Genomic DNA, 26,726 nt, shown 5'->3' with positions numbered 1-26,726 from the left:
TTAGTATAGAAAAAACTCGCATAAAAAGATATGATATATGTCACACGTTCACAAAATGTTTAAATTTAAAAAATAATACACTTTTTAAAATACATATAAAACCATTGAATGTTATAGGTTTCACAATGAAATAGTTTATATAACAGTTTGAACTTTAAATAGATACAGATTAACACAGTTAACAGCTTGTTAATATTTATACATTATTATTTGAAAAAATACATGTCGGTAAGGAGTGGTCACAGATGAGTGAAGTGATAATAAATGCAGAGAAATGGGTAAAAAGCTTGTTCGCAAGTGATACAACGGGGCACGATTGGTATCATACGGACCGAGTGAGAAAAAATGCACTAACAATTGCGAGGCAGGAAAATGCTGATTTAATCATATGTGAATTAGCAGCTTTACTTCATGATGCCGGAGATGATAAGTTCCATAACTCAGAGGAAGCAGGGAGGTTGTTTGTTATGCAATGGCTAGAAAAACAATCGATCACTCGCGATGATAAAATAAAAGTAATGGAAGCCATTGACACGGTTTCATTTAAAGGAGGATTTAATCGACCACCGGAACACATAGAAGGGAAGGTAGTCCAAGATGCAGATCGATTAGATGCATTAGGGGCGATTGGAGTTGCCAGATGTTTTATGTTTGCGGGGAATAAAGGAGATGCTATGCATATACCTGATAAAAAGCCCCGAGAAGAGATGACGAAAGAAGATTATCGAAACGGTGAGTCTACAGCGATCAACCATTTTTATGAAAAATTATTAACGCTCACATCATCAATGAAAACGAAAACGGGTTATAAAATGGCTGAAGAGAGGCATGCATTTTTAAAAACATTTCTTGATCAATTTTACGAAGAATGGTCTGGAAAAAAATAAGTGACTTTCTTAAAAGTCATTCTTAATTAAGGGAAACGAGTCAGGATTAACTCCTAACTCGTTTTTTATATTGGAGATGTCGCTTTTTGAAGCGCTGTCCGCATATCAAAGAAAACGCAGGGAGATTAACCGTAGGAAAGGGTAATCTAATGTTGTACTTGTTCCAAAGAAAACGAGTCCGACCTAATGATATAAAAGACTTCAAAAATCATCCTTTTGGGACACCTACTCTCTTATTATTTTATACTTCGTCCACCAAGATAGCGTTCCCCCCAATAAGTGCTATTCATCTCAGAAATAGTAACCCCCGTCGATGATCCTGCATGAAGGAATGTGCCATTACCTAGATAAATCCCTGCGTGAGAAGGTCCTGATTTATATGTTTCAAAAAAGACTAAATCCCCTTTTTTAGGCGAGGAGACTGAATTAGTTGCATTCCAAATTTCTGCAACTGTTCTAGGCAAATCAACACCAGATCTGTCAAATACGTAATTTAAAAATCCACTGCAATCAAAACCAGATGGTGTCGTGCCACCCCATTGGTAGGGGGTGCCAATTAAGTCTTTTCCTTCGCTAATCATATTTTTAGAGGAGGAAACGGTGACAGTTTGAGATTTAGACTCAGGTTCAGGTTTTTCCTCAACGTCTTCCTTTTCATCTTCTGCATGAGAGGATGAATCACTAGAGCTCGAACTAGAATTAGAAGTAGTGCTAGTATCGGATAGGTTTGAATTAGAACTAGAACTTGATGATTGATTATCACTCTGATTATTTTCAGAAGAAGATTGTGTTTCCGATGGAGAACTACTGGCGACAATCTGTTCTTTTTTTCTGGCAAGTTCTGAAAGGTCTGTCGACGTCAAGAAACGATGAATTTCTTCCCCTGCTAAACCGTCAACTTGTAAGGAATGATGTTTTTGTAATGTTCGAACGGCTTGCTGTGTGTAGGAACCATAAATTCCATCCGTGGAGCCATCGTAATAGCCGGCTTTTTTAAGTTTTTGTTGAAGTAAACTGACTTCTTCATTTTGATCCCCGTACTGAAGATAATTGACAGCCTCTTCTTTTGAATCGGATTGGTCTTTCATAAACGGAGAAGTTAGATCATTCGAGAGATGGGTGCCTGTTTGAAAGACAGGTGGAAGGACGTGTTGTGATGTTAACATCACATGCAAATCGTTTTTTGCTTTTGTTTTTGTTCCGATCAAAGTGGAAATCGTCTCTTTTCCAACGATACCGTCGATTTGTAACCCGTGTTTTTTTTGGTAATCGTAAATGGCTTTTTTTGTTTTTGGACCAAAAACCCCATCGATGGTTGATAAATAATAACCTCCATCGTGTAGAACAGATTGCACTTCTTTCACTTTTTTACCTTCGTCACCAATGGACAGCACCATATCTTTTGGCCATACTGGTTCGTTTGTTTCCAATTCTTGTTTAGTGCTTGCTGTTTTTATAAGTGTAAGGTCGATTTTTGATATTTTCAACTCAGATTTTTGAAAATTAATTGTCGATGACTGGATGGTTTTTTTTTCGGCGGATGGTTCATTGTTGTTTGTCTGTGATCTTGTTTCCGACTCTGTTCCTGATAAAACCAAAGCTGTGGTAGCAACGGCAGAGCTAAAAATAACGTTTTTTTGCAGTTTGGTTAAACTGTTCACCTTTATACCTCCCCGTCTAATCTTTCTTATGAAACCTAACATGATTATATGGCCGTAAATTAACCTTAGAACATTAGCCAAGCAGGTAAAACAAAGGAATAATTTAGTAAATGATTGAATGATAATCTTTCAGGGTATCTTACACATGAGTATGATATGGAAAGGGTGTTTAAGATGAAATTAAAAGATAAAAAAGTTTTGACAGTTGTGGAACATGAATTTGAAGACTCAGAATTAATCTATCCACACTATCGTTTGCAAGAAGAAGGAGCTATTTGTCATATTGTTGGTAAGAAGGCAGACGCCGTTTATAAAGGAAAAAATGGTGTTCCTGTGACGACAGATTATTCATTTGAGCAAATTAATATTGAAGAATATGATGCTATCCTCGTCCCAGGGGGATGGGCGCCAGATAAATTACGTCGTTACGATGAAGTGATAAACATGGTGACATATATGCATGAAGAAAACCGTGTTATCGGGCAAATTTGTCATGCTGGTTGGGTGTTAATATCTGCAGGTATATTAAAAGGGAAAAATGTTACGAGTACGCCTGGTATTAAAGATGACATGACGAATGCAGGAGCTTCTTGGCATAATGAAGAGGTCGTTGTGGATGGATCGCTCGTATCAAGTAGAAGGCCACCAGATTTACCCGCTTACGGTCGAGCGTTAGTTGAAGCGATGGTAAAAAATAAATAGGATAGTAAATGAAAAGGAAGCGGCATCATCGCCGCTTCCTTTTCATTATAATGGTAGACTTTTCCTATACCCGTTAATAGGGTAAAATACAGAATAAGAGAAAAGAATAGTGATTGATTTCTAAAGGCAAAGGAAGATGAACATATGGAGCAATGGATCAAAAAGATGAACGAAGCAACGTTTCATTTAGATGAAAAGAATCCCCACGAAAAACATCCTTATTTAAAAGAATATTTATCGTATTATATGTTTGATATGACGGAGTTTGATCAATATCGATGTGGAACAATGATGTCTCATAATCAAAATATCTTTATTCAAGCTTTTTTAAAAGAAAAGTCGAAAGGAATGGTTTTGTTCGTTCATGGGTATTTAGATCATTCTGGAGGCTTGAGTCGAACCGTGAATGAATTGCTAGCTAATGGTTATGATGTCGTTACATTAGATTTACCAGGACATGGTTTTTCCCAAGGGGAGTCCGGAACAGTTGCTACATTTGATAAATATGTGGATGCGGTTGAAATAGGTTATCAATTCATTTGTGATATGTTCATGCCGACAAAATTATTTGGTGTTGGGCATAGCACAGGAGGCGCGATCTTATTCCACGCTGTGTCGGAAGAAAAAGTAGAATTGAAGCGGCTAGTTCTAGTTGCACCTCTATACTTTCCCTTTCGTTGGAATTTAGTAAAAGGCGCAATTAGAATGGTAGGAAAAGTGATTCCAAAACAAAAAAGACGTTTCAAGAAAAACTCTCATGATCAAGCATATCAAAAGTTTATTAAACAAGATCCTTTGCAAGTGAAATGGTTAAAGACCGACTGGTTGAGAGCTATGGAAGAATGGCATAAGCATATTATTTATTGTTCCACGTTAAAAACTCCTGTGTATTTTATTCAAGGTGGGAAAGACACAACGGTTGATTACAAAAAGAATGTCCTTTTTTATAAACAAAAATGCCATCACCTTCAGATTGCTTTTTTTCCAGCCGGTCGTCATCAATTATTAAATGAACATGATGAGATTCGTCACCTTGTTTATGAGCGGATGACGTCTTTTTTAGACAAAACTTGATGTTTTCTAGCCATGAAAAATAAAATAACTCCGAAAGACATCATAATCGCTGCACTAACGAGAAATGGGAAACCAATGATTTCGGCGATGGCTCCGGATAAAAAAGATCCAGAAACAACACCTAAAGAAAATGAAGCGTAAAATACCCCATACGCTTTTCCTCTGTCTACTTGGGTTGAAACGTCTGCGACGATTCTATTCATAGAAGGAAACACCAAGGCGAACCCAAGTCCGTAAAGGACCATGGCAAAGGAAATGCTGAATAAGGTTTGAAATATACTTAAAGCGACAAGGGAAACTCCAATGAATGAAAGGCCAGTTAAAACTAAGAGCATAGGTTCATACTGGTCATAAATTCTGTTGATCGGAGTTAAAAAAACAATAAGAGCAACGATTCCAAACGTACTCAATAAAAGCCCCGTTACGGAAGAGCTTAACCCAAGTAATTCTACTTTAACCGGTAGTGCAAAAGCGAGGGTACCATTACTTACCATTAAAGCGAAAGCAGTTAGACTAGCCTGAATGAGTAAAGGTTCCTTTAAAAGCGTGACAAAATGAGAAAGAGATACATTTCCTCTATTCGCGCGGACGTATGATTCTTTTAAAAATACTATGATCAACCCAGCTGTAACTGTGAATAAGACAGCAACGAGAAAAAACACAAACTCGATGGAAGATGTAGCTGCAATAATTCCACCCATAGCAGGTCCAATGATCGCAGCTGTTCCAATACAAGCCCCAGTATATGCCATCGTTTTTCCTCTTTGTCCCTTTACTGTGTAATCACCAATATATGCAAAAGCTGCTGGTATCAATGCCCCACCAGCAAGTCCATGAAAAAGCCTCACTAAAAATAGCTGTTCTCCTGTTTGAGCAAGTGGATAAAATAGTAAAATGAACGCAACAGCTAACATACCGATCAGTAAAATTCTTTTCCGTCCAAAACGATCTATCCAGTGACCAGCTAAAATATTACCTAGCATATTTGCTAAAGAATAGATGGCAATGATGCTACCGGTTAATATATTTGAAGCGCCTAATTCCATTGCATAGGGTGTAATGATAGGCAGTTGGATAAATGTATCTAAAAAAGCTACGATGATAATGAAGTATAATAGTTTTGTCATGTTTGCGTCCTCACTTTCTTACCTTACTATACAATGAGTGAAATTCTATAGTAAAGGAAATAGGGGTAACATCAGGGAAGGAATATGTTAAAATAGTATGATCATATATAAAAACGAAGATAGTTTTTATAAAAGGGTGATGTTATTAATGGATACAACAAACCGTGCATTTGTTGAAGCGTTACTTGCAGGGGATCATGCAAGATCTTTACAAATTGTCACGATAAGACAAGGGAATTGTTCCCGATTTGAAATATATAACGAATTAATTACGCCAGCGATGTATGATATTGGTGTGATGTGGCAAAAAAACGAGATTACAGTGGCAGATGAACATTTAGCAACGGCTGTTTGTGATTTTGTTCTAACTCAGACGGAGTTTGAGCTACTTCAACAATCAGCTTCGCCATATGCAACACCTAAAGCAATGTTTTTCACTGTAGAAGATGAACACCATTATTTAGGTTTAAAAATGGTGTCGATTTTATTTCGAGAAAAACACTGGAATGTAAAGTACTATCAATCAAATTTACCGATTGATCACGTACTTAAAGAAGTAGAACGATGGAAACCGAATGTCATAGGTCTATCTTTTTCATTAGCTTATCGGATTGATGAGTTAACGGACTACTTAAAAGCGTTCAGCAAATTGGAAGATAAACCTGAAGTATTAGTTGGTGGTCGCTTAATTAAAAATTATGATTTTTCATCGATTGGTCCACCTCAAACAACATTTATTCAAGATTTAGATGAACTACAAATTTGGTTTAATAAAGATAAACAGACTAGGCGGGATGAATTCGATGGAACATCAACTACCTCTTCCGTTGTTTAATATAACAGATGATTTCCATATTATTTCTAGATCCATGCAAGCAGAGGAGATTTTCCCGCTAACGGAAAATCTTCTTGAGATTGTTGATCAAGACAATGTGGACAAGATGAAAAATTGCTTCATTACATCCAATAAAAAAATAGAATTTGAAATTAATCTAATAACAAATGACTCTCCTTTAGAACTGTTTAGAGCGTTCGCTACTATTAATGGAACCAAAATATCTTGTGTATTTGTGCCGATGGGAGATCAATATGATGCTGTTCAAAAGCAATTAGGGGAACTTCAAGATCGATTAAATGACACAAATTTTGAATTGTTTCAAAAAAAAGAAAAATATGCTCGCATTGTTGATCAATTTAATGAATTATCAGGACCATACATACAATTAAGTGAAGACTTAGCTCTGTTACCTGTATTTGGAGATTTAACGGAACGAAAAATTCTTGCAATTAAGGATAGTGCCTTTAAACGTGTCTATCGTAATCAACCAGAAAGAGTATTAATCGATTTTACAGCTGTTGGAAACATTGAACGTGAAGGAGTAAGGGAATTAAAAGACATGATTCTTGTGATGGAGCAAATGGGGATCTACGTTGTCATGATTGGCTTATCTCCACAACATGCCCAAGCGTTAAAACCGTATCGCAATGAATTGCATCTCGATTTCGTTCACTCAGCAAAAGTGGCGATTCAAAAATGGTTGATAGAAGAACTTCGATAATTTTTTCATTTAAAAATATGATTTGATATGTGTACATTTGACCATGTTCTCAACGTTGGGAACATGGTCTTTTTATGTTGAAAATGAGAATAGAAAAGTATAAAAGGCGTATTATTGAATTGCGAACATTCGTTTGGTATAATGAAAAAGCAATAAACAATAGTCTATTTTGTTCAATTGATTACTAAAAAGAAGGACTTTTCCTGTAATATGTAGAATAATATACATCGATAGAGCTCAAAAAAATCTATCATTCACTCGCATCACATATGCTCTATATACCGAACGATGATCACGTTTATGGAAATAAAGTAGCTAAAAGGTTTAAGAAAACAAGGTACAAGGCAGATAAAAATGGTAAATGGAGAACATCTAGTTATGATAATTATTTAAATGGGAGGAAGAAACCGTTATGAAACAATTAACCCAGGAAGATATTTATAAACTTGTGATTCTTAAAGTTCTGAATTTAAAGACCTCTGATTATCCAGCATCTATTTTGAAAAAAGCATATGACCTCATTAGTCATCGTTCCATTAATCGGCGTTCGTTTTATTCGGCTGTTACGAAAGCAAAAAATGAAGGGTTGATTGAAATTGTAGAAAAACAAGACAAACTAATTTTTTATAGTATGACAGGGAAGGGAAGAGAAGTATATAAATCTTATTCAAAGTCGTTTACTCCATCCATGGAAGCAGTTAAAACCGTTGTAAGTCGATTAGAACACGTATTAAAAAAAGAAAATCTTCACCCGAAAATAGCGCCTATACTTGATGCTGAGCATCGGCCATTTTTCAGTCGATTATTTTCTGCTAAAGATGTGATTCGTTACTATACGTTAAAAAGACTTCTCATACAACGAAAGCTCTATATGGCTGAAATATCTGAGTTACTTGAACAAGAACTCGGTTGGACACCTTCCATCGGTTACTTATACGACATCGCTCACGAGATGGAAGAAGGCTCTCTAATCATCGGTAGGTGGGATAATGATGTAAGGCGAAATAAACGGTTTTACCAGTTAACAGATGAAGGTGCTCACCACTTTAAACAGATTGAACAGTCGACTTTTGATCAGACGCTTCAACATAAAAAATACTTAGGAGAGTGTTTGCAGTTAATGGAGGAGATTAAATACTAAAGTTTTAAAGTAAAGCAAAACGTTAAATATACTTCTTTGTGAAAATCAAAGTTATCGATTACCTACTTCAAGATAAGAAAAAAGCTATTCAACATATAAAGCGATAATGTTTTCGTAGTCATAAGATTTTATAGATAACGGCAATCACTGCAAAGTGGTTGTCGTTATTTATAGTGTTATTTAACGAATACTCAGAGGATTTTTCCATTCGTGTATAAAACAACCTTCATAAAAAAAATACTACGTAAAACATAGTTGAAGGAGATGGAAACATGATTAGGAAAATAGTACGGATGTTTTTAATGTCATTGATCGCTTTGAGCATGTTGGTTGTCGTGGAATTTCATGTAAAAGCATATGGTTTAGATTCGAGTGAAGTAGATCTCGTTCATAGGTTAGAGAGTTTAGATAAAGACGTACCTCCAATCAAAGGTGGACCGGAAAAAACCCGTCGTCAAGACGAAGACCCTATCCCTCTAACGACATTACAGCTTCAGTATCCTGATACGGTTTTTTTGCAAGGACCAACAACAGAAAATAAGGTGGCACTCACTTTTGATGATGGACCAGACCCGCGGTTTACGCCTAGTGTATTAGATGTTTTACAGGAGTACGATGTTCCAGCCACCTTTTTTTTATTAGGTTCTAGAGCTGAAGCTTATCCTGATTTGACGACACGAATCTTAAATGAAGGTCATGTCATAGGGAATCATACGTTCTGGCACCCTGACCTAGTGGAAGAAGGGGAAATAGACATCCTCGTAAGAGAAGTAGAAACAACGGAAGCTACACTAGAATCTATCATTGGTTATCAAACGACATTATTTCGACCGCCTTATGGATTTTTATATGATGAATTAGTAGATGAATTAATAAATCTTAAATATTCCATTATCGGATGGTCTGTGGATTCTCTCGATTGGCAAGAGATTTCTCCAGACGAGATTATTAGCAACATTTATGATCAAATGCAACCTGGTGCCATCGTTCTCATGCATGATGGCACGGACGCAGAAGGGGACCAAACAGAAACGATCGAGGCCCTGCAACAATTGATCCCGGAACTTCAGGAGCAAGGTTATGAATTTGTAACCGTCCCAAATTTGTTGAATATACCTTATCAGAGATGAAATCAGCCGCTTATATCATTTTCTTGACTTTACTATCTTCCAAAAATAATCCCCCATCCGTTCTTTTAAACTAGATTCAAGAACGTATATTCGCTATAATGGTGAAAGAGTAGGAGGGGGAAGCCATGTTCGGGAAAAAAACGTTAGCAGAATTAATCAAAGAATTAAAAAAAGATTCACAAGTGACACATTGGCATGAAATCCCTGAGAAAGAAGCGAAAACGGTTGAGATGCCTCATGAATTAGATAATCGAATAAAACGCGCGTTGGAAAAGCGTTCTATTAAACAACTCTATACACATCAAAAAAGTGCTTATGATACGGTCATGAGAGGAGAAAATGTCGTTGCGGTAACTCCGACCGCTTCTGGAAAAACTTTGTGTTATAACTTACCTGTATTGCAAAAGCATATGAATCACCCTGCTGGTAGGGCACTTTATATTTTCCCAACAAAAGCGTTAGCGCAAGACCAAAAAGCGGAACTAAATGAAATCATCGATGAGATGGAAGTGAATATAAATAGCTATACGTATGATGGAGATACGCCTGCAAACATTAGACAAGTGGTCAGAAAAGCAGGGCATGTGGTGATTACAAACCCTGATATGCTACATGCGGCAATTTTGCCTCATCATACGAAATGGATCTCCTTATTTGAAAACCTAGAAACAATTGTTATAGATGAACTTCATACGTATCGTGGAGTTTTTGGTTCACACGTTGCAAATGTAATTCGCCGATTAAAGCGGATTTGCGCATATTACGGGAGTAACCCGACGTTCATTTGTACGTCAGCGACGATAGCTAACCCTGAAGAACTGTCATCGGAATTGATTGGAGAACCCGTTCGATTAATAGATAATAACGGTGCTCCTAAAGGAAAAAAACATTTCGTTTTTTATAATCCTCCAATTGTTCATAAACAGTTGAACATTCGTAAAAATGGAACAAAAGTTGTGAATGAATTAGCGTCACGATTTCTAAAAGAAAAAATTCAGACGATTGTCTTTGCAAGAAGTCGCGTTCGCGTTGAAATCATTTTAAGTCATTTGCAAGAACTCGTAAAAAATGAGATCAACCGTCAGTCAATCCGAGGTTACCGAGGTGGTTATTTACCTAAACAACGTCGTGAAATTGAACGAAGTCTACGAAGTGGCGAAACAATAGGGGTCGTCAGTACAAATGCCCTTGAATTAGGTGTCGATATCGGTCAATTACAAGTATGCGTTATGAATGGTTATCCTGGATCGATTGCGTCAAGTTGGCAGCAAGCAGGGCGTGCTGGACGAAGGAAGGACGAATCGCTTGTCATTATGGTAGCAAATTCTAGTCCGTTGGATCAATATTTATTTCAACATCCTGAATTTTTTTTTGAGGGATCACCTGAAACAGCAAGAATCAATAAAGATAACTTAATTATTCTTGTCGACCATTTGAAATGCGCTGCGTATGAATTACCATTTCATCGGGGGGATACGTTTGATGGGGTAGATGTGGAAGAAATTCTTGAATATTTAACAGAGGAACGCGTTCTCCATGATAATAACGACAAGTGGTTTTGGATGAATGATGCGTTTCCTGCTCATAACATTAGTCTTAGGTCCGCTGCCCAAGAAAACGTTGTGATTATTGATCAGTCTGCCGTAGAAAACCATCGTGTCATTGGTGAAATGGACACGTTTAGTGCCATGACCTTGCTTCATGATGAAGCTATTTATCTTCATGAAGGGACACAATATCAAGTAGAATACTTGGATTGGGATGAGAAAAAAGCGTTCGTTCGAGAAGTAGATGTGGAATACTTTACGGATGCAAATCTAGCTGTAAAGCTGAAAGTATTGGAAATTGATAAAGATAAAGCAGCAGGAATGCATAACGTTCAGTATGGTGACGTGATGGTCACTGCCATGGCGACGATCTTCAAGAAAATTAAACTTGAAACCTTTGAAAATATTGGTTCTGGTCCAATCCATTTGCCAGAACAAGAACTTCATTCGAATGGGTTAGCGTTAACGTTTGCAGAATCGACGTTTGCAAATGAAAAAGATGATGTCATTGAACAAGTATTAATGGGAATGGCCCACGTCATCCAACATGTATCCTGTGTCCATGTGATGTGTGATCGTAATGACCTCCATGCCGTCCCAGAAGTAAAGGCGATTCATTCACAACAGCCAACTGTGTTTTTATACGATCGATATCCTGGAGGGATTGGTCTAAGTGAGAGTGTGTACACTCAAATCAATGAGATTATCAGGGAATGCTTGGACTTTGTTTGGAACTGTTCTTGTGATGGTGGTTGCCCTTCCTGTGTAGGTGTAGCAGGAGCCGGTCCTGAGACCCAGGTGAAAAAGTGGGTATTAAAATTATTAAGTCAAATAGCAACTTATGAATAAATCCTTCATCTTAAAAAGGTAATAATACGACAACTACGGTGAGACGATTTACCCTTTATGATAAAATAGAAGGGAAGGAAGGCAGGTGGTAACAATGAGTATCAAATCAAAGCTTATTCGCATGAAAAAGCATTTACAAACAGAAACGAATGATAAAAAGGAATCTACTGAGTTAGAAAAAGATTCTTCTTCAGATGAGATTCCTCATGAAACGTTATCACTTGAAGATTCCTTTTCAAAACTAGGTTTCGTTCCGTTTTATTTTGATGGCGAACGATCTTACCGTAAGAGAGTCGTCTATACATATGATCAAAAAAGAGATAAGGCACTCCTTCGTTCTATGACTAAATTAAAAGATTTTTGGAGTAGTGATTTAACGACACACCCCCTGTCCTTTCACGGAAAATCAACCGACAGGCTATTGTTTTTTGATACAGAAACAACCGGGTTATCTACTGGGGCTGGGAATGTGATTTTTTTAATCGGATATGCCCGACTAAAAGCGGAAGGAATAGAAGTGACCCAACACTTGTTGGAGAGCCCTTCTAACGAGGCTGCTTTTCTTTCAGGGTTTCTAGAAGATTTTGCCGAAGATGATTATTTAGTTACTTACAACGGAAAATCTTTTGATTGGCCACAAGTGAAATCTCGTCATGCATTCATTCGTAAAGAATTACCAAAACTTCCTGAATTCGGGCATATTGATTTACTACATAGTGCAAGGCGATTGTGGAAACATGAATTACCATCATGTCGTCTTTCTATTGTGGAAGAGGAAAAATTACACATATCAAGAGAGAATGATACACCAGGAAGTTTAGCACCTTTGTTGTACTTTGATTATTTACATGAAAAAGATCCTCATCATCTAGCCGGGATTATTAAACATAATGATCAAGATGTCCGCTCTTTAGCTTATTTATATGAACAAATAGCGATGAAAATCATTTTTTCTAGTAATGGAAACACAACGTCAATGGAACATTACTATATAGGAGATTGGTTTGAAAAGCTTGGGAACTACGAATGGGCTTTTTATCATTATGAACAATCTATAGAACGATCTTCTCGGCCTTTTTCACAAGCTTATTACCGACTTGGACTATTGAATAAAAAATTAGGAAATAAACAGGAAGCTATTCGTCTATTATCAACTTCTCTTCATCAAACTACATTTCCACCACTAGAAGCATGGATCGAACTATCCAAACTTGCTGAGCATTACGAAAAAGATATGGAAAAGGCAATTTATTATGCGAAAGAAGCATCGTCTCAGTTAAAGAAAACGAAACGAATGACACAAACTATTCGCAAAAGACAAGAAGCAAATTTAAACAAACGTTTAAATCGTTTGGAACAAAAATTTAGAAAATAAGAAAGGAGGAGGAATAGATGTCTGAACAATTAACATATGAAGCTGTCATAAGGAAATCATTCCCATTCGATTTGTTGACGGATAGTCAATTTGATGTGATGATGAATGATTCAAACCGACAGTCTTTTCAAGAGAATGAATTTGTTTTTCATGAAGAAGATGAAGAAGTAGAAGTTTTTTTTCTGTTAAAAGGACTTGCCAAAAATGTCCTTCACAGAGATAATGGTCAGCAATTTTCTGTCAGGTTTTATTACCCTGGAGATTTAATTGGGTTAATGATATTGCTTGCAGGGGGGCAGATGAACTTTTCTGTTCAAGCTTTGGAGAATTGTGAAACGGTAAGATTTAAAAAAAGTGTATTCCTTAAAATTATGACAGAAAATGAAGCTTTTTCAGAAGTGATTTTAACAGGTATAGGCGAACGAATGAAATCGCTTTACGATGAAATCAAAAAAGAGCGAAATGTCAGTGACCGTGAAAATATCGGATTGTTTCGAACTCGTGTTCATACGATGATGGAACGAGCAAGGCTAATTCATGAAAATAAGACGTTGGAAGATGCGGCCAGAATGATGACAGAATGGAATACAGCAGGTCTTGTAGTGACTAATAGTGATAAAGAACTTCGTGGTGTCATCACGCAACAACATATTATTCGTGGGTTACTTCAGGGAGACGGAGAGAAAACTGTTCAATTATGGATGGATAGTGAACCACAAACGATTCAAGAACATGCATTTAGTTATGACGTATTAACCTTTTTTAAAGATGATTATATTGATTTAGTTCCGGTTATGAAGGGTGAAAAAGTAGTTGGGATTTTAATGGCAGAATCCTTTTTACAACTTCAGGATTCCAAATATTTAAACCTGTCTTATCGGTTACAGCATGCTAAAAATATCTCTCAAATTTCAGCACTTGCCCCGAAAAAAAACGGAGATTTTCTCTTATTTACAGAAGCGTTATTAAATGAACGAACTCACCCATCTGAAGTGTGTGAATTTATATCGAATTACAATGATCAAATCCATCGTAAAGTAATTAAGTTTGCCTTAAGAGATATGCAAAAAGAAGGTTATGGAAAACCACCTGTAAATTACTGTTTTATTGTGATGGGAAGTCAAGGACGAAAAGAACAAGCGTTTAGTACCGATCAAGATAATGGACTAATTTTAGATAACTATCAGCATCTTCCAAATAAAATAGATGTAGAAGAATTCTTTCATCGTTTTGCTGCAAAAGTGAACGAAGGACTTGTGGACTGTGGATTTCCAGAATGCACAGGTGGAATCATGGCGCGTGAGCGAAAGTGGTGCCGAGAAATCAATGAATGGAATGTTGAAATTCAAAGGTGGGTCAAACAAGCGGATAGCCAGGAGATCCGAGATTTCACAATTTTCATTGACTACAGACCGATTTTTGGTGACTTTACGTTAGCAGAGAAACTCCGTGACTCGATTACAGACCCAGTTAAAAAAGGAAAAATGCTCCATGCGATGTTGATGAAGGATACGATTCGCTTTCGGGTTCCGATTAACCCTTTAGGGCGTATTTCTGTGAAAGGGAAACAAAAAAAAATCGATATAAAAAAATCAGCATTAATGCAAATCGTCAACGGTGTAAGAATATTTGCAATTCGGTATGGGATCCAAGAAGTGAGTACATTTGCTCGACTTGATAAGTTAGAAAAACTTGAGGTGTTTCATCCCCGCGATGTTAAAAACGCGAAGCTGGCAATGGATTATTTACATTTTTTCCGCATTAATGAAAATATTTCGCAACTTAGAAATGAAGAACCTCTTTCCAATATGATCGCGCCCCTTTCATTGGAAAAAGAAGAGAGAAAGCAGTTAAAAGAAGCTCTATTTATAGCAAAACGACTTCAGCAAATGAGTGAACTGAGTTTTGCGAAGAATCGAGGAATATAACGATGCAAGTATCCGTACTACAAATTTTTAAATACTTATTATATGATTGGCATCGGTTTAATCATAATAAAAACATGTGGATTAAAGAGAATTTCTCTCAGTATGACATAGTTAAACGTCAGGTCGAGTGTACTAATGATCCCCTTGACATAGGAAATAATCGAATGAGTGAAGTGACGTTTACTATTTTTGATTTGGAAACGACAGGGTTCTTTCCGAAGGTCGGTGATGAAGTCATTTCGATAGGGGCAATCAAAATCAATGAAACACACATTCAATTTCCCGAAAGTTTTTATGAAGTGATTACGCCTATGAAAATGCCTTCATCAACTGTGTGTGACCTAACAGGATTGAGTCATTCTCAAATTAAGTCAGGAAATCCATTTCCATATAGTTTTCTTCAATTTTGTGAATTTTCAAAGCGAACGGTATTAGTGGCACACCCAGCAAGTTTTGATGTAAATTTTCTAAAGGAAATATCTCGTAAATGGGGATTACCTAATTATACTCCTACCTATGTAGATTCTTATGAAATAGCTACTTTCTTGTATCCAAAAAAGAAAAACAGTTTAGATGAGTTAATTCAATTTTTTGGCATTGAAGAAAAGACACGGCACCACGCACTCAATGACGCGTTTATGACAGCAGAAATCTTTAAGAACCTCATACATGAGTTAGAATCCCGAAACATATACACTTTGAATGAGTTTTGGAAAGCGCAGAAAACAGCTAAAAAATGAAGAACGATGATTTTTGATGTTGAAAGGTTATATATTTGATTTAGTTTGAATAAAATAGTCTTGGAATAATTTTTAAGTTATTTCCCTTTAGATCATGGAAATAAACGTACATATATTTCCCGGGGAAGCGCATGATACAAGCTTTTTCGCCTGTTTTCTAACCAACTTCTTGGAGATAAAAAGTATTTAATGTCATATGATGACGAATTTAGGAAAAAAATGATTGATATTTGCTTAAATATTCATTATATTAATTTTAGTAGGGATAAAAAAAGATGGCTATAGAAGCTTAAGGAGAGAGAGAAAGTAAATGGCGAAAGTTTTTGTTTGTATGTTTTTTGTTCTAATTGGTAGTACATTTGTTCTTTTACAGTAAAATTAGGTTTTTACACTAGTACATGTCGGGCTGTGGAAACATACGTTGATATTGAACCTATAAAAAAGGAGGATATCATATGTTTAATTGTCACCACCCACGTCCTTGTCATAAACCAAGACCTCAAGTTTTGCAAACACAAGTATGTCCGACACAGCAAGCTGTGCGTGAAAGAGATTGTAATTATGTAGTACCGGTTGTTCATCCAAGTCACACGACTAATGTAATTAATCATCGATATGACTTTCATCACAGTTACCCACACACGGAATCGAGAGTAGATCGTATTTTCAATCGACATTTTCGAGGGCCAGGAGGACCAGGTCAGGTCGCAGGAGCATTTCAACCAGGACCAGGAGCACCAGGTCAAGTCGCAGGAGCATTCCAGCCAGGACCAGGTCAAGTTATGGGAGCTCACCATCATAAGCCTTGCGCAAGTACAAGAAGAGGATTTTTTTAGGAATTTGACTGTAGAAGCGAATCAGCTTGATGCTGATTCGCTCTTTCTTTATAAATATGAAAGTAAGTTAGTATTAGGACAAGGCTGTCATAAATGAAAAGAAAGCTAATATAAATAATGAAGAAAGGAGCAATGATTTTATGTATCAAGTACTTGCTATTACTGGATATAAACCACATGAAATCGGTATATTTAATGAACAACATGACCAATTGCCTTTCTTAAAAAAAGCTTTATCGAAAAAAATAACACAATTAAAAGAAGAATTTGATATTAAGTGGATTATCACAAGTGGTCAACCAGGAGTTGAATTATGGGCTGCAGAAGCTGCAATTGAATTAAAGTCAAGTTATCCTGATTTAAAAGTAGCTACTTTAGCACCATTTCATAACCAAGATGAACGATTTCAAGAAGCAGTAAAAACATTGTACGAATTTGTTTGGGATCACAGTGATTACCGTGATTACATAACGAAACGACCATACGATAATCCAGCTCAATTACGTTCCAAAAATGAATTTATCGTAGAAAAGAGTGACGCCTCCCTTGTATTATATGATTCTGAAACAGAAGGGACTCCAAAGTTTTTTCTAAATTATGCTTTAAAAAAACAACATCAAAAGACCTACCCTATTTTTTATTTAACACCAGATGACTTAGAAGAAATGATACGTGATCAGCTAGATGACGAAACATGGAATTGACAAGAACGCAGTTGTCTGAAAAAATAAGGAATAAATGAATGTACATATGAGGTGAACAATAGTGGATAAAAAACAAGTGTCTAAACTTTCTAAAAATGAGATTTATGAGAAAGATTTTAAAACAAGCATGCGAGGATATAATCAAGATGAAGTTGATCAATTTCTAGATGATATTATTAAAGACTATGAAGCTTTTGAAAATCGGATACAATGGTTAGAAAAAGAAACTGAGCGATTAAAGAAAGAAACAACGACGTTAAATGAACAAACACGTAAACAACCTACACAGCCATCAACAGGAAATACAAACTACGATATTCTTCGTAGACTTTCGAATTTAGAAAAACACGTTTTCGGAAGTAAATTGTACGACTGATGATAGGTGGATCATCTATTGATTGAATTGTATATTGATGGCGGAAGCGCCGGCGACCCAGGACCATCAGGAGCTGGCGTGTTTATTAAAGGAACGGATCCTGTCATTCGACAGTTGTTCCCTCTTAAAAAAATGTCCAATCATGAGGCAGAATTTCATGCTTGCATTAAAGGGTTGCTTGTCTGTAAAGAGCATCAGTTTTCGACAGTTTCGATTCGCTCGGATTCAAAAGTACTTGTTCAGGCAGTAGAGAAAGAATATGTGAAAAACCCAACATTTAAACCATTATTACAAGAAATTTTATCAATTATTCAAGAGGATTTCGATTATGTATTTATCAAATGGATTCCAAGTAAAAGTAATAAAGAAGCCGACAATCTAGCGAAACGGGCGATTCAATTGTCACTGGAAAAATTTCTCGATTGATTATTTAATGATTGTTGTGGTATGATAAATTATGTTGTTTAGACGACATCTATTTGTGTTTGGGTAATCGCTGCATCATTTATGGTGTAGAGGAAAGTCCATGCTCGCACAATCTGAGATGATTGTAGTGTTCGTGCCTGACGAAGTCATAAGTCAGGGTAGTCTGTTTAACAGGCTAACGGCAGGTAACTTACCTACGTTCGTAAGAATATGGTAAGACGACCTTGAAAGTGCCACAGTGACGGAGTCTGTTTGGAAACAAACAGAGTGGAACGAGGTAAACCCCACGAGCGAGAAACCCAAAATTAGGTAGGGGCACCCTTGAGAAGGAATTTAACGGATCAAGGGACAGATGATTCTGTAGACAGATGATTACCACCTCCGTACGAGGGATGACTCCCGTTTGCAGTACAAGAGGTACAGAACATGGCTTACAAAACACAAATGGCGTCATTTTAATGAAGAATTGTTCGGCTCCACGATGTAATTATCGTGGAGCTTTTACTTTTAGAATGTACATATTGTATACTATGAATGGGTTTAGAAAGGAATGAGTAATAAAATGAGTAAAGTAACATTAATTGCTACAGCAGCGATGGGGTTAGAATCGATTGTTGCAAATGAAGTTAAAAACTTAGGTTATAAAGACGTTACTGTTGAAAATGGGAAAGTCATTTTTAAGGCTGATTTTCAAGCCATAGCAAGAGTGAACTTATGGCTTCGAACAGCAGATCGGGTAAAAATTCTTGTTGGCGAATTCCGTGCAGAAAGTTTTGAAGAATTATTTGAACAAACAAAAGCTTTACCATGGGCGGATTTCATTTCAAAAGATGCCGAATTTCCAGTTATTGGTCGATCGGTAAAATCAAAATTATTTAGTGTATCTGACTGCCAAGCGATTGTGAAAAAAGCTGTTGTTGAAAGTTTAAAGAAAAACTATCACATTGACTGGTTTGAAGAAAAAGGGGCATTTCAGCGAATCGAAGTGGCACTTCATAAAGATGTTGCTAGCCTTACAATTGATACTAGTGGTGCTGGATTACATAAACGAGGCTACCGATATTTGCACAATGAGGCTCCTCTCAAAGAAACTTTAGCAGCAGCAATGATCCAACTGACAAATTGGAATGCTGACAAACCACTTTATGATCCATTTTGTGGTTCAGGGACAATTCCAATTGAAGCAGCAATGATAGGTCAAAATATCGCTCCCGGTATCAACCGTTCATTTGCTTTCGAAGGTTGGAATTGGTATGACCAAAAATGGATCGATGAGGTACATGAAGAAGCAGAAGATGTCGCGAAGTATGATCAACCGTTGTATATTATCGGTGGAGATGTGGATCATACTATGATTGAATTAGCACAAAATAATGCGACTGAAGCAGGTTTTCCCGACGCGCTTCGATTTAAGCAGATTCAAGTCAGTGATTTTTCGACGGAAGATGAAAATGGTGTGGTCATAGGTAATCCTCCATACGGCGAACGAATGAAAGAAAAAGACTACGTTGAGGAATTGTATCGTCAATTAGGACGAGTAATTCGACCATTAGAAACGTGGTCCGTTTATATTATCACGTCTCACCCTCACTTCGAGAAATTATATGGTGCCAAAGCAACGAAAAAACGAAAATTGTATAATGGAAATATAAAAACAGATTTTTATCAATTCTGGGGTAAACGACCTCGAAATAAATAGTTTGTGAAGAGCGGACAAAGTTACTAACTTTGTCCGTTCTTTTCTTTTATTTTATTTACATGGCAGAGTTAGATATATTTATTGATTTGTTTGATGAAGTCAAGCTACTGGACATTGGGTGACGGAGTCGGTTGGAATGTCTAATTAGTCACCTTGATTAGTGACCCATTATCGAAGGATAGAGGAATTAAGGGTCACTAGTCACCATCATTAGCGCCCCATTATCGAAGAATAGAGCGATTAAGGGTCAGTAGCCACTATCATTAGCGCCCCATAATCGACGGATAGAGCGAACAAGGGACAGTAGTCATCATGATTAGTGCCCCATAATCGACCGATAGAGCGAACAAGGGACAGTAGTCATCATGATTAGTGCCCCATAATCGTTGGATAGAGCGAACAAGGGACAGTAGTCATCATGATTAGTGCCCCATAATCGACGAATAGAGCGAACAAGGGTAAGTAATCATCATGATTAGTGCCCCATAATCGACGAATAGAGCAAATAATGGTCACTAATGCGATCCACTATCGCCAATCTTATAAGTTTCGTTTTCAGAGGAGTGAGAAATCACTAATCCCGATCCCTCTTATCCTCTTCCTTCCAAACTTTTCTAATACGTCATGTCATCTATCTTTTAATCTTCTAGAATATAAGAAGCCTTCCTTTCATATACTTCATATGACTGCATTAAACGAAAAGGTGTGATTTCATGAAGGAAGAATATGTAACTATAAAACAAATTGAATCTGCATTAAGGCAGGCCGATGACATGGTCGCACAAGCGAAAGCAACGATGAATGAAACTCAACTATATAACGCGACAAAATCGATGGAAGAGGCTAAAGAGAAATTAAATCAAGCAAAGATACTTCAGTTCACTCACGAAAGTATGTTATTTTCGAATGGAAAGGTTCATCGTCCTATCAATGAGAATGATGAAAAAACTGTTTAATTTGTCTTTTTTCAATATAAATACTATCATTTTGTTGCGAAAATAAGAAACTTAATGGTAACCCCTTGTACTTCAAAAATAGAACAAAGTATAATGAATGTATTAGGGGGTTGAATGTATGGACCATTCCATGAAAGACAAATTAGGAAGACCTTTAAGAGATTTACGAATTTCAGTAACAGATCGATGTAATTTTCGATGCAGCTATTGTATGCCACCGGAAATTTTTGATAAAAATTTTAAGTTTCTGCCGAAAAATGATATTTTAACATTTGAAGAGGTCACACGACTTTCAACGATTCTTGCTGAAAAAGCAGGGATACAAAAGTTAAGAATTACTGGCGGAGAACCGTTAATGAGGCACGAAGTATCACGTCTTATCAGCATGTTAGACAAGATTAAAGGAATTGAAGATATAGCTATGACAACCAATGGTGCTTTATTACCGATGCACGCGAAAAAGCTTAAAGAAGCTGGGTTGAAAAGAGTAACGGTTAGTTTAGATTCTTTAGACGATGAGAAGTTTCGTAAAATAAACGGCCGTGACGTTGGTGTGAATAAAATTTTAGAAGGTATTGAAGCTGCTCAAGATGTAGGACTAGCTGTGAAAATGAATATGGTCGTTAAGCGAGGGATGAATGAAGAGGACATTCTTCCGATGGCTCGTTACTTCAAAAATACCGATGTGATTCTTCGTTATATTGAATTTATGGATGTTGGGAATTCAAATGGGTGGAAATTAAATCACGTTGTTAGTAAAAAAGAAATTTTTAATATAATAAATAAAGAAATGCCTATAGAACCAGTGGACCCAAATTATACAGGAGAAGTGGCAGATCGCTTTAAGTTCAAAGAAAACGGCCATGAAATAGGGATTATTTCATCTGTCACCGATGCTTTTTGTTCTACATGTTCCAGAGCTCGTTTGTCAGCTGATGGAAAGCTTGTCACGTGTTTATTTGCTTCAAAAGGCCACGATCTTCGAGACATTCTTCGCTCTGGTGCATCGGATGAAGAAGTTGCGAAGCACCTCCAATATATTTGGGAAAATAGAGATGATCAATATTCTGCAGAGCGCTTGAAAAACACAGATAAAAAGCAAATCCAAAAAATTGAAATGTCCAATATTGGTGGTTAACCAAAGCCTGGATAAAAGAAGCTGGATAGGGTCATAGGCCCTGTCCAGCTTTTAAATTCATTCGTCTTTTATGGATTCGATACGTCATCCATGTTTTTATTGTTAAAGGTCACTTCACCATAGTCTTCATGATAATCGATGACCATGCCGTCGAAATACCACTGGTCTTCCTCCGTTACGCAAAAAATAACCCCAGCTTGCTCGGTGCTTTTATAATCCATGTCTGGTGTCCCACGATAAATACCAACTGAGAAACCACCAGAACCAACACCACCAACTCGAACAAAAAACGAAACGGTATCTCCTTCCGATAATTTCATTTCTTGTTTATAAAAACTAGACGCTTTATCCGTAATCGTTAGATTCATTTAAAGCCCTTCTCCCTTCGTTATCACAATGGATATATCCTACAAGTAGTATAACAAATGAAAAGAAGTCACGCTTCTAAGTTAATGATAATGAATTTATTTCAGAAAAAAGGTATGATAGAGTGAAGGGGTTTTCACCCTGATTATTACATAGTTTACAATTCGAAAGGAGTAACACACATGTCAACAAAAGTAACGACTATCGAACAAGACTTTCTCGACTACGTGAAGAAAATTAGTCACTACAATGAGGCTGTAGGGTTAATAGCGTGGGATTTACGAACAGGCGCCCCGAGAAAAGGAGCTTCCCAACGTTCGGAAGTTTTAGGATCTATTTCTTCTGAAATTTTCAGGATGTCCACTTCCGATGAAATGAAATCATATTTAACGAGTTTACGTCAAGAATCTGAGTGGAATAAGCTTTCAGATATTACAAAAGCGACGGTAGAAGAATGTGAAAGACAATTAGAAAAGTATGAAAATATACCACCAGAAGAATTCAAGGATTATGTCGTACTCACTTCCAAAGCAGAAGTTGCTTGGGAGACAGCAAAAAATGAAGACAACTTCGCTTCTTTCCAGCCATATTTAGAAAAAATTGTTGCATATAATCGTAAATATGTAGAGTGGAAAGGGTACGAAGGTAATAAATATAATGCGCTATTAGATGACTTTGAACCTGGTCTGACAGTGGATATTATTGATGATGTGTTCGGAAAGTTAAAGGATGCGCTTGTGCCTCTTGTGAAAGAAGTAACGGAAGCAAAAAATCAACCTGAAACGGGATTTTTGTTTAAGCATTTTCCTGCAGAAAAACAAGAAGCGTTAAGCCGTGAAATTCTAGAAAATATGCAGTATGATTTTGATGCAGGTCGATTGGATAAAACGGTTCATCCGTTTGCAATTGGGTTAAATCCTGGGGATGTGAGAGTTACAACAAAGTATGATGAAGCTGATTTTCGAACAGCGGTTTTCGGTACGATTCATGAAGGTGGTCATGCTTTGTATGAGCAAAATGTTGACGAAAAATATGTAGGAACACCACTTTGTACAGGTACCTCAATGGGGATCCATGAATCTCAATCGCTTTTTTGGGAAAATTTCGTAGGTCGTCACCATTCGTTTTGGGAAAAGTATTACGATCTCTTGAAAAAATATTCAGCAGGACAATTCGATGATATCGATTTAGAAACATTTTACCGTGGAATTAATGTTGCAGGGCCATCACTTATCCGAATTGAAGCGGATGAAATGACATATTCTCTTCATATTATTGTACGATATGAGTTAGAAAAAGCTTTGATTAATGAGGAGCTAGAAGTTGCTGATTTACCTAAAGCTTGGAATGATAAAATGGAAGAAATGTTAGGTGTACGCCCTTCAAATGACAGCGAAGGTGTTCTTCAAGATGTTCATTGGCCAAGTGGTGCTTTTGGATATTTCCCATCGTATGCACTAGGGTATGTTTATGCGGCACAATTGAAGCAGGCAATGTTAAGAGATATTCCTGACTACGATGAAAAGTTAAAACAAGGGGAATTAGCTCCTATTAAAGATTGGTTTACAAAGCATGTGCATCAGTTTGGTAAGAGCAAAAAGCCACTTGAAATTTTAAAAGATGCGACAGGTGAAGGGGTAACACCAGACCATCTCATCCAATATTTACGAGACAAATATCGCAAAGTGTATCAAGTAGATCAGTAGTGGTCGAGGAAGTCGCGAAAGGTTCATTCGTGACTTCCTTTTCATTTGAAAAAAGGGCTTATTCGTGTCATAAATAGGTTTACTTTATCCATAAAAAGTGAATTAAAGGAAGTATTCTTGTCTTCGTATTAGAATGTAGCAATAAATGTCGCTTAATTTGGTATAACAAGGAGTTGAACGTATGTATGATTGAATTTAAGAATGTTTCGAAAGATTTCCCCGATGGAACAAAAGCAGTTAAAAATGTAAGTTTTAAAGTGAATGAAGGAGAGATGTTTGTCATTATAGGTCCAAGTGGTTGTGGCAAAACAACAACGATGAAAATGATAAATAGACTGATCGATTCATCTGAGGGAAAAATACTCATAGAAAACAAAAATATTTTAGATATGAATATTAAAAAGTTGCGTTGGAATATTGGATATGTCCTACAACAAATTGCTCTGTTCCCGCATATGACGATAGAAGAAAATATTTCGATCGTACCCGAACTGAAGAAATGGTCTAAAGAAGAAACTCATAAAAGAGTGAATGAGTTATTAAACATGGTAGGGTTAGATCCAGATACATATCGTGACCGAATACCGAGTGAACTATCCGGTGGACAACAGCAACGAATTGGTGTTGTTCGAGCATTAGCTGGTAATCCAGATATCATCTTAATGGATGAACCTTTTAGCGCATTAGACCCTATTAGTCGAGAGCAACTACAGGGGGATATAGTAAAATTACAAAAAGAAATTAAAAAAACGATCGTTTTTGTTACCCATGATATGGATGAAGCATTAGCGTTAGGTAATCGTATTTGTGTCATGAAAGATGGTGGAGTTGTACAAATTGACGATCCTGCAACGTTACTACGAAATCCAACTGATGAGTTTGTTCGTGAGTTTTTAGGCGATCGAAAAGATCCTTGGTCTGAATTAGTGTCAGAACTCTTTCCTCTGACTGAAAAAGAGATCCCACCTGCGTACGATGCCTCTAGCTCTTTATCCGCTTCTGCAACTGTCAAAGAAGCATTAGATAAATTAAAGAAGGTTGATGACGACTCTATTGCTATTTTTGAAAATAATGACTATAGAGGGCATCTGAGCTATAGAGATATTACCCTTTACCTTGAAAAAAATCGGGTTAAAACAAAAGGAGGTGCGAGATCATGAATGTGTTTTCGATACAAACCTTCTTTCAACTGATGAATACCCGTCAAGATCTCCTCATTACCGCCCTTTGGGAACATATTCAAATGTCGTTGATTTCCTTACTAATAGCCGTATTTATTGCAGTACCGCTTGGAATCTTACTTAGCCATTATCGAAAAGGAGCGGAACCAGTAATAGGGGCAACCGCAGTTTTGCAAACGATCCCTAGTTTAGCATTGTTAGGTTTCTTGATACCCTTTTTAGGTATTGGGACAACTCCAGCGATCGTTGCTTTAACAGCGTATGCTCTTATGCCTATTCTTAGGAATACATACACTGGATTAAAAGAAGTGGATCCTGCATTGATGGAGGCTTCCCGTGGAATGGGGATGGGGACGATACAACAATTGCATAAAATACAATTGCCACTTGCTATGCCGATGATCATGGCAGGTATTCGAACGGGGATGGTATTGATTGTTGGGACAGCGACCTTAGCTGCGCTAATCGGGGCTGGAGGTCTAGGGGATTTAATTATGTTAGGGATTAACCGAAGCAACAATTATTATATTTTATTAGGAGCAATCCCCGCAGCAATTTTAGCATTATTAATTGATACGGTTTTACGTTTAACTGAGAAAAAGGCAAAAGGATCCTCTCTTATGCCGATTTTAGTAGTGATTGGAGCCGCTTTATTATTAGTGATTACTCCTCCTGTATTGAATACCGTAAGTTCTTTTGGAGAAGAAGAAAAAGAAGAAATTGTGATCGCTGGAAAATTAGGTGCAGAACCTGAAATTATTATTAATATGTATAAATTATTGATCGAGCAAGAGACGGACTATGAAGTTGTATTAGAACCAGGTATTGGTACAACCGATGTCGCTTTCCAAGCATTGATCTCTGGTGATTTAGATGGATATTTCGAATTTACTGGAACAGCCATTGCAGACTTATTAGGAGAAGAAGTAGTTAGTAATGATGAACGAGAAGCATATGAACAAGCAAAAGAAGGCATGTACGACGAATTTAATTTAGTGTTCTTAGAACCTTTAGGGTATCAAAACACTTACGCACTTGCTGTAACAGAAGAGATGGCGTCAGATTTAAATTTAGAAACAATAGGTGATCTACAATCGTATGAAGAAGACTTATCAGCGGCATTCACTGTAGAATTTGCTGATCGTCCTGATGGATATCCTGGAATTCAAGAAGTTTATGGAATTGAATTTTCAAACGTACAGACAATGGATCCTGGATTACGTTTAGGTGCATTAGTTTCTGGAGATGCTGAAGTCATCGATGCGTATTCGACAGATTCATATATGCGTGAATATGACTTAGTTGCACTAGAAGACGACGAGAATTTATTTCCACCGTTTAATGGCGCCCCATTGTTTAGAGAAGAAGCGATTCTTGCTTATCCTGAATTAGAAGACATTCTTAATCAATTAGAAGGGATGATTACAGAAGAAGAAATGCAAGAAATGAATTTTCAAGTAGATGAAAATGATGCAAATGCTAACGATATTGCAAGAGAATATTTAGAAGAAGAAGGGTTAATACAAGAATAGTTATAAAACGAAGCTTTTTTAGATAAAGGAAAAGAGAAGTAAGTCCTCTTTTCCTTTTTTTTCTTCTATCCGTTATAATAGAGTTA

At 36.8% G+C, this 26,726-nt stretch carries 24 protein-coding genes and 1 other RNA gene; 22 read left to right on the top strand and 3 right to left on the bottom strand.

Translation table 11 applies throughout. The features are described 5' to 3' along the window. Positions 1–245: 245 nt before the first annotated feature. Positions 246–887, top strand: coding sequence for an HD domain-containing protein (locus QDN89_RS19695; RefSeq protein ID WP_280771888.1), 642 nt, complete (start codon positions 246–248; stop codon positions 885–887). Between the two features lie 236 nt (positions 888–1,123). Here QDN89_RS19695 and QDN89_RS19690 read toward each other — a convergent pair whose 3' ends face one another. Further along, on the bottom strand, positions 1,124–2,548 hold the full coding sequence (locus tag QDN89_RS19690) for a C40 family peptidase (protein ID WP_280771887.1): 1,425 nt from the start codon (positions 2,546–2,548) through the stop codon (positions 1,124–1,126). A 174-nt stretch (positions 2,549–2,722) separates the two neighbouring features. Here QDN89_RS19690 and QDN89_RS19685 point away from each other — a divergent pair, with 174 nt between their 5' ends. After that, complete coding sequence (locus QDN89_RS19685; protein WP_280771886.1) at positions 2,723–3,250, top strand: type 1 glutamine amidotransferase domain-containing protein; 528 nt, start codon at positions 2,723–2,725, stop codon at positions 3,248–3,250. A gap of 144 nt (positions 3,251–3,394) precedes the next feature. Next, positions 3,395–4,324: an alpha/beta fold hydrolase gene (locus tag QDN89_RS19680; RefSeq protein WP_280771885.1), complete on the top strand. Its 930-nt coding sequence runs from the start codon at positions 3,395–3,397 to the stop codon at positions 4,322–4,324. On the opposite strand, the gene QDN89_RS19675 is transcribed toward QDN89_RS19680, so the two are convergent. Beyond that, positions 4,288–5,451, bottom strand: coding sequence for an MFS transporter (locus QDN89_RS19675; protein WP_280771884.1), 1,164 nt, complete (start codon positions 5,449–5,451; stop codon positions 4,288–4,290). The genes QDN89_RS19680 and QDN89_RS19675 overlap by 37 nt on opposite strands. Positions 5,452–5,599: 148 nt before the next feature. Here QDN89_RS19675 and QDN89_RS19670 point away from each other — a divergent pair, with 148 nt between their 5' ends. The 16 genes from QDN89_RS19670 to moaA all read left to right on the top strand — a co-directional run bounded on the left by QDN89_RS19670 (position 5,600) and on the right by moaA (position 21,855). After that, complete coding sequence (locus tag QDN89_RS19670; protein ID WP_280771883.1) at positions 5,600–6,286, top strand: cobalamin B12-binding domain-containing protein; 687 nt, start codon at positions 5,600–5,602, stop codon at positions 6,284–6,286. Further along, positions 6,255–7,010, top strand: a complete 756-nt coding sequence (locus tag QDN89_RS19665; protein WP_280771882.1) for an STAS domain-containing protein — start codon at positions 6,255–6,257, stop codon at positions 7,008–7,010. The genes QDN89_RS19670 and QDN89_RS19665 overlap by 32 nt, the downstream gene beginning before the upstream one ends. Positions 7,011–7,422: 412 nt before the next feature. Beyond that, complete coding sequence (locus QDN89_RS19660; protein WP_280771881.1) at positions 7,423–8,151, top strand: PadR family transcriptional regulator; 729 nt, start codon at positions 7,423–7,425, stop codon at positions 8,149–8,151. 272 nt (positions 8,152–8,423) lie between these two features. Continuing rightward, positions 8,424–9,281 carry a polysaccharide deacetylase family protein gene (locus tag QDN89_RS19655; protein ID WP_280771880.1) on the top strand — a complete coding sequence of 286 codons (858 nt, stop codon included), beginning with the start codon at positions 8,424–8,426 and terminating at the stop codon, positions 9,279–9,281. Positions 9,282–9,406: 125 nt separating this feature from the next. After that, a complete protein-coding gene (locus QDN89_RS19650) occupies positions 9,407–11,677 on the top strand; it encodes a DEAD/DEAH box helicase (RefSeq protein ID WP_280771879.1) in 2,271 nt (756 codons plus the stop codon). A 94-nt stretch (positions 11,678–11,771) separates the two neighbouring features. After that, positions 11,772–13,052, top strand: a complete 1,281-nt coding sequence (locus tag QDN89_RS19645; RefSeq protein ID WP_280771878.1) for a ribonuclease H-like domain-containing protein — start codon at positions 11,772–11,774, stop codon at positions 13,050–13,052. Between the two features lie 17 nt (positions 13,053–13,069). Further along, complete coding sequence (locus QDN89_RS19640) at positions 13,070–14,980, top strand: DUF294 nucleotidyltransferase-like domain-containing protein (protein WP_280771877.1); 1,911 nt, start codon at positions 13,070–13,072, stop codon at positions 14,978–14,980. 2 nt (positions 14,981–14,982) lie between these two features. Next, positions 14,983–15,720 (top strand): 3'-5' exonuclease, encoded by a 738-nt coding sequence (locus QDN89_RS19635; RefSeq protein ID WP_280771876.1) that lies wholly within the window; start codon positions 14,983–14,985, stop codon positions 15,718–15,720. Positions 15,721–16,175: 455 nt separating this feature from the next. Continuing rightward, positions 16,176–16,556, top strand: a complete 381-nt coding sequence (locus QDN89_RS19630) for a CotD family spore coat protein (protein ID WP_280771875.1) — start codon at positions 16,176–16,178, stop codon at positions 16,554–16,556. A 140-nt stretch (positions 16,557–16,696) separates the two neighbouring features. Then, positions 16,697–17,260 (top strand): SLOG family protein, encoded by a 564-nt coding sequence (locus QDN89_RS19625; protein WP_280771874.1) that lies wholly within the window; start codon positions 16,697–16,699, stop codon positions 17,258–17,260. 61 nt (positions 17,261–17,321) lie between these two features. Further along, positions 17,322–17,636 (top strand): cell division regulator GpsB, encoded by a 315-nt coding sequence (gene gpsB / locus QDN89_RS19620; RefSeq protein ID WP_280771873.1) that lies wholly within the window; start codon positions 17,322–17,324, stop codon positions 17,634–17,636. Between the two features lie 18 nt (positions 17,637–17,654). Next, positions 17,655–18,062 carry a reverse transcriptase-like protein gene (locus QDN89_RS19615; protein WP_280771872.1) on the top strand — a complete coding sequence of 136 codons (408 nt, stop codon included), beginning with the start codon at positions 17,655–17,657 and terminating at the stop codon, positions 18,060–18,062. A 55-nt stretch (positions 18,063–18,117) separates the two neighbouring features. Continuing rightward, positions 18,118–18,501: RNase P RNA component class B (gene rnpB / locus QDN89_RS19610), an RNA gene on the top strand. Between the two features lie 123 nt (positions 18,502–18,624). Continuing rightward, positions 18,625–19,761, top strand: a complete 1,137-nt coding sequence (locus QDN89_RS19605; RefSeq protein ID WP_280771871.1) for a THUMP domain-containing class I SAM-dependent RNA methyltransferase — start codon at positions 18,625–18,627, stop codon at positions 19,759–19,761. 713 nt (positions 19,762–20,474) lie between these two features. After that, positions 20,475–20,717, top strand: a complete 243-nt coding sequence (locus tag QDN89_RS19600) for a DUF2564 family protein (RefSeq protein ID WP_280771870.1) — start codon at positions 20,475–20,477, stop codon at positions 20,715–20,717. Positions 20,718–20,835: 118 nt separating this feature from the next. Next, complete coding sequence (gene moaA / locus QDN89_RS19595; protein ID WP_280771869.1) at positions 20,836–21,855, top strand: GTP 3',8-cyclase MoaA; 1,020 nt, start codon at positions 20,836–20,838, stop codon at positions 21,853–21,855. A 68-nt stretch (positions 21,856–21,923) separates the two neighbouring features. On the opposite strand, the gene QDN89_RS19590 is transcribed toward moaA, so the two are convergent. Then, positions 21,924–22,223 carry an iron-sulfur cluster biosynthesis family protein gene (locus QDN89_RS19590; protein WP_280771868.1) on the bottom strand — a complete coding sequence of 100 codons (300 nt, stop codon included), beginning with the start codon at positions 22,221–22,223 and terminating at the stop codon, positions 21,924–21,926. A 180-nt stretch (positions 22,224–22,403) separates the two neighbouring features. Between QDN89_RS19590 and QDN89_RS19585 the strand changes: the two genes are divergently transcribed. The 3 genes from QDN89_RS19585 to QDN89_RS19575 all read left to right on the top strand — a co-directional run bounded on the left by QDN89_RS19585 (position 22,404) and on the right by QDN89_RS19575 (position 26,640). After that, positions 22,404–23,927, top strand: a complete 1,524-nt coding sequence (locus tag QDN89_RS19585) for a carboxypeptidase M32 (protein WP_280771867.1) — start codon at positions 22,404–22,406, stop codon at positions 23,925–23,927. A 185-nt stretch (positions 23,928–24,112) separates the two neighbouring features. After that, complete coding sequence (locus QDN89_RS19580) at positions 24,113–25,087, top strand: ABC transporter ATP-binding protein (protein WP_280771866.1); 975 nt, start codon at positions 24,113–24,115, stop codon at positions 25,085–25,087. Beyond that, complete coding sequence (locus QDN89_RS19575; protein ID WP_280771865.1) at positions 25,084–26,640, top strand: ABC transporter permease/substrate-binding protein; 1,557 nt, start codon at positions 25,084–25,086, stop codon at positions 26,638–26,640. The genes QDN89_RS19580 and QDN89_RS19575 overlap by 4 nt, the downstream gene beginning before the upstream one ends. The last annotated feature ends 86 nt before the right edge of the window (positions 26,641–26,726 follow it).

This window comes from Salipaludibacillus daqingensis (assembly GCF_029891575.1).
Taxonomy (GTDB): Bacteria; Bacillota; Bacilli; order Bacillales; family Salisediminibacteriaceae; genus Salipaludibacillus; species Salipaludibacillus daqingensis.
This window is presented reverse-complemented; position numbering and strand designations above follow the sequence as displayed.

Excerpts from the sequence above, each read along its gene's own strand:
- QDN89_RS19695 (WP_280771888.1), top strand. The coding sequence starts at position 246 with ATGAGTGAAGTGATAATAAATGCAGAGAAATGGGTAAAAAGCTTGTTC.
- QDN89_RS19685 (WP_280771886.1), top strand. The coding sequence starts at position 2,723 with ATGAAATTAAAAGATAAAAAAGTTTTGACAGTTGTGGAACATGAATTT.
- QDN89_RS19680 (WP_280771885.1), top strand. The coding sequence starts at position 3,395 with ATGGAGCAATGGATCAAAAAGATGAACGAAGCAACGTTTCATTTAGAT.
- QDN89_RS19675 (WP_280771884.1), bottom strand. The coding sequence starts at position 5,451 with ATGACAAAACTATTATACTTCATTATCATCGTAGCTTTTTTAGATACA.
- QDN89_RS19670 (WP_280771883.1), top strand. The coding sequence starts at position 5,600 with ATGGATACAACAAACCGTGCATTTGTTGAAGCGTTACTTGCAGGGGAT.
- QDN89_RS19665 (WP_280771882.1), top strand. The coding sequence starts at position 6,255 with ATGGAACATCAACTACCTCTTCCGTTGTTTAATATAACAGATGATTTC.
- QDN89_RS19660 (WP_280771881.1), top strand. The coding sequence starts at position 7,423 with ATGAAACAATTAACCCAGGAAGATATTTATAAACTTGTGATTCTTAAA.
- QDN89_RS19655 (WP_280771880.1), top strand. The coding sequence starts at position 8,424 with ATGATTAGGAAAATAGTACGGATGTTTTTAATGTCATTGATCGCTTTG.
- QDN89_RS19650 (WP_280771879.1), top strand. The coding sequence starts at position 9,407 with ATGTTCGGGAAAAAAACGTTAGCAGAATTAATCAAAGAATTAAAAAAA.
- QDN89_RS19645 (WP_280771878.1), top strand. The coding sequence starts at position 11,772 with ATGAGTATCAAATCAAAGCTTATTCGCATGAAAAAGCATTTACAAACA.
- QDN89_RS19640 (WP_280771877.1), top strand. The coding sequence starts at position 13,070 with ATGTCTGAACAATTAACATATGAAGCTGTCATAAGGAAATCATTCCCA.
- QDN89_RS19635 (WP_280771876.1), top strand. The coding sequence starts at position 14,983 with ATGCAAGTATCCGTACTACAAATTTTTAAATACTTATTATATGATTGG.
- QDN89_RS19630 (WP_280771875.1), top strand. The coding sequence starts at position 16,176 with ATGTTTAATTGTCACCACCCACGTCCTTGTCATAAACCAAGACCTCAA.
- QDN89_RS19625 (WP_280771874.1), top strand. The coding sequence starts at position 16,697 with ATGTATCAAGTACTTGCTATTACTGGATATAAACCACATGAAATCGGT.
- QDN89_RS19605 (WP_280771871.1), top strand. The coding sequence starts at position 18,625 with ATGAGTAAAGTAACATTAATTGCTACAGCAGCGATGGGGTTAGAATCG.
- QDN89_RS19600 (WP_280771870.1), top strand. The coding sequence starts at position 20,475 with ATGAAGGAAGAATATGTAACTATAAAACAAATTGAATCTGCATTAAGG.
- moaA (WP_280771869.1), top strand. The coding sequence starts at position 20,836 with ATGGACCATTCCATGAAAGACAAATTAGGAAGACCTTTAAGAGATTTA.
- QDN89_RS19590 (WP_280771868.1), bottom strand. The coding sequence starts at position 22,223 with ATGAATCTAACGATTACGGATAAAGCGTCTAGTTTTTATAAACAAGAA.
- QDN89_RS19585 (WP_280771867.1), top strand. The coding sequence starts at position 22,404 with ATGTCAACAAAAGTAACGACTATCGAACAAGACTTTCTCGACTACGTG.
- QDN89_RS19580 (WP_280771866.1), top strand. The coding sequence starts at position 24,113 with ATGATTGAATTTAAGAATGTTTCGAAAGATTTCCCCGATGGAACAAAA.
- QDN89_RS19575 (WP_280771865.1), top strand. The coding sequence starts at position 25,084 with ATGAATGTGTTTTCGATACAAACCTTCTTTCAACTGATGAATACCCGT.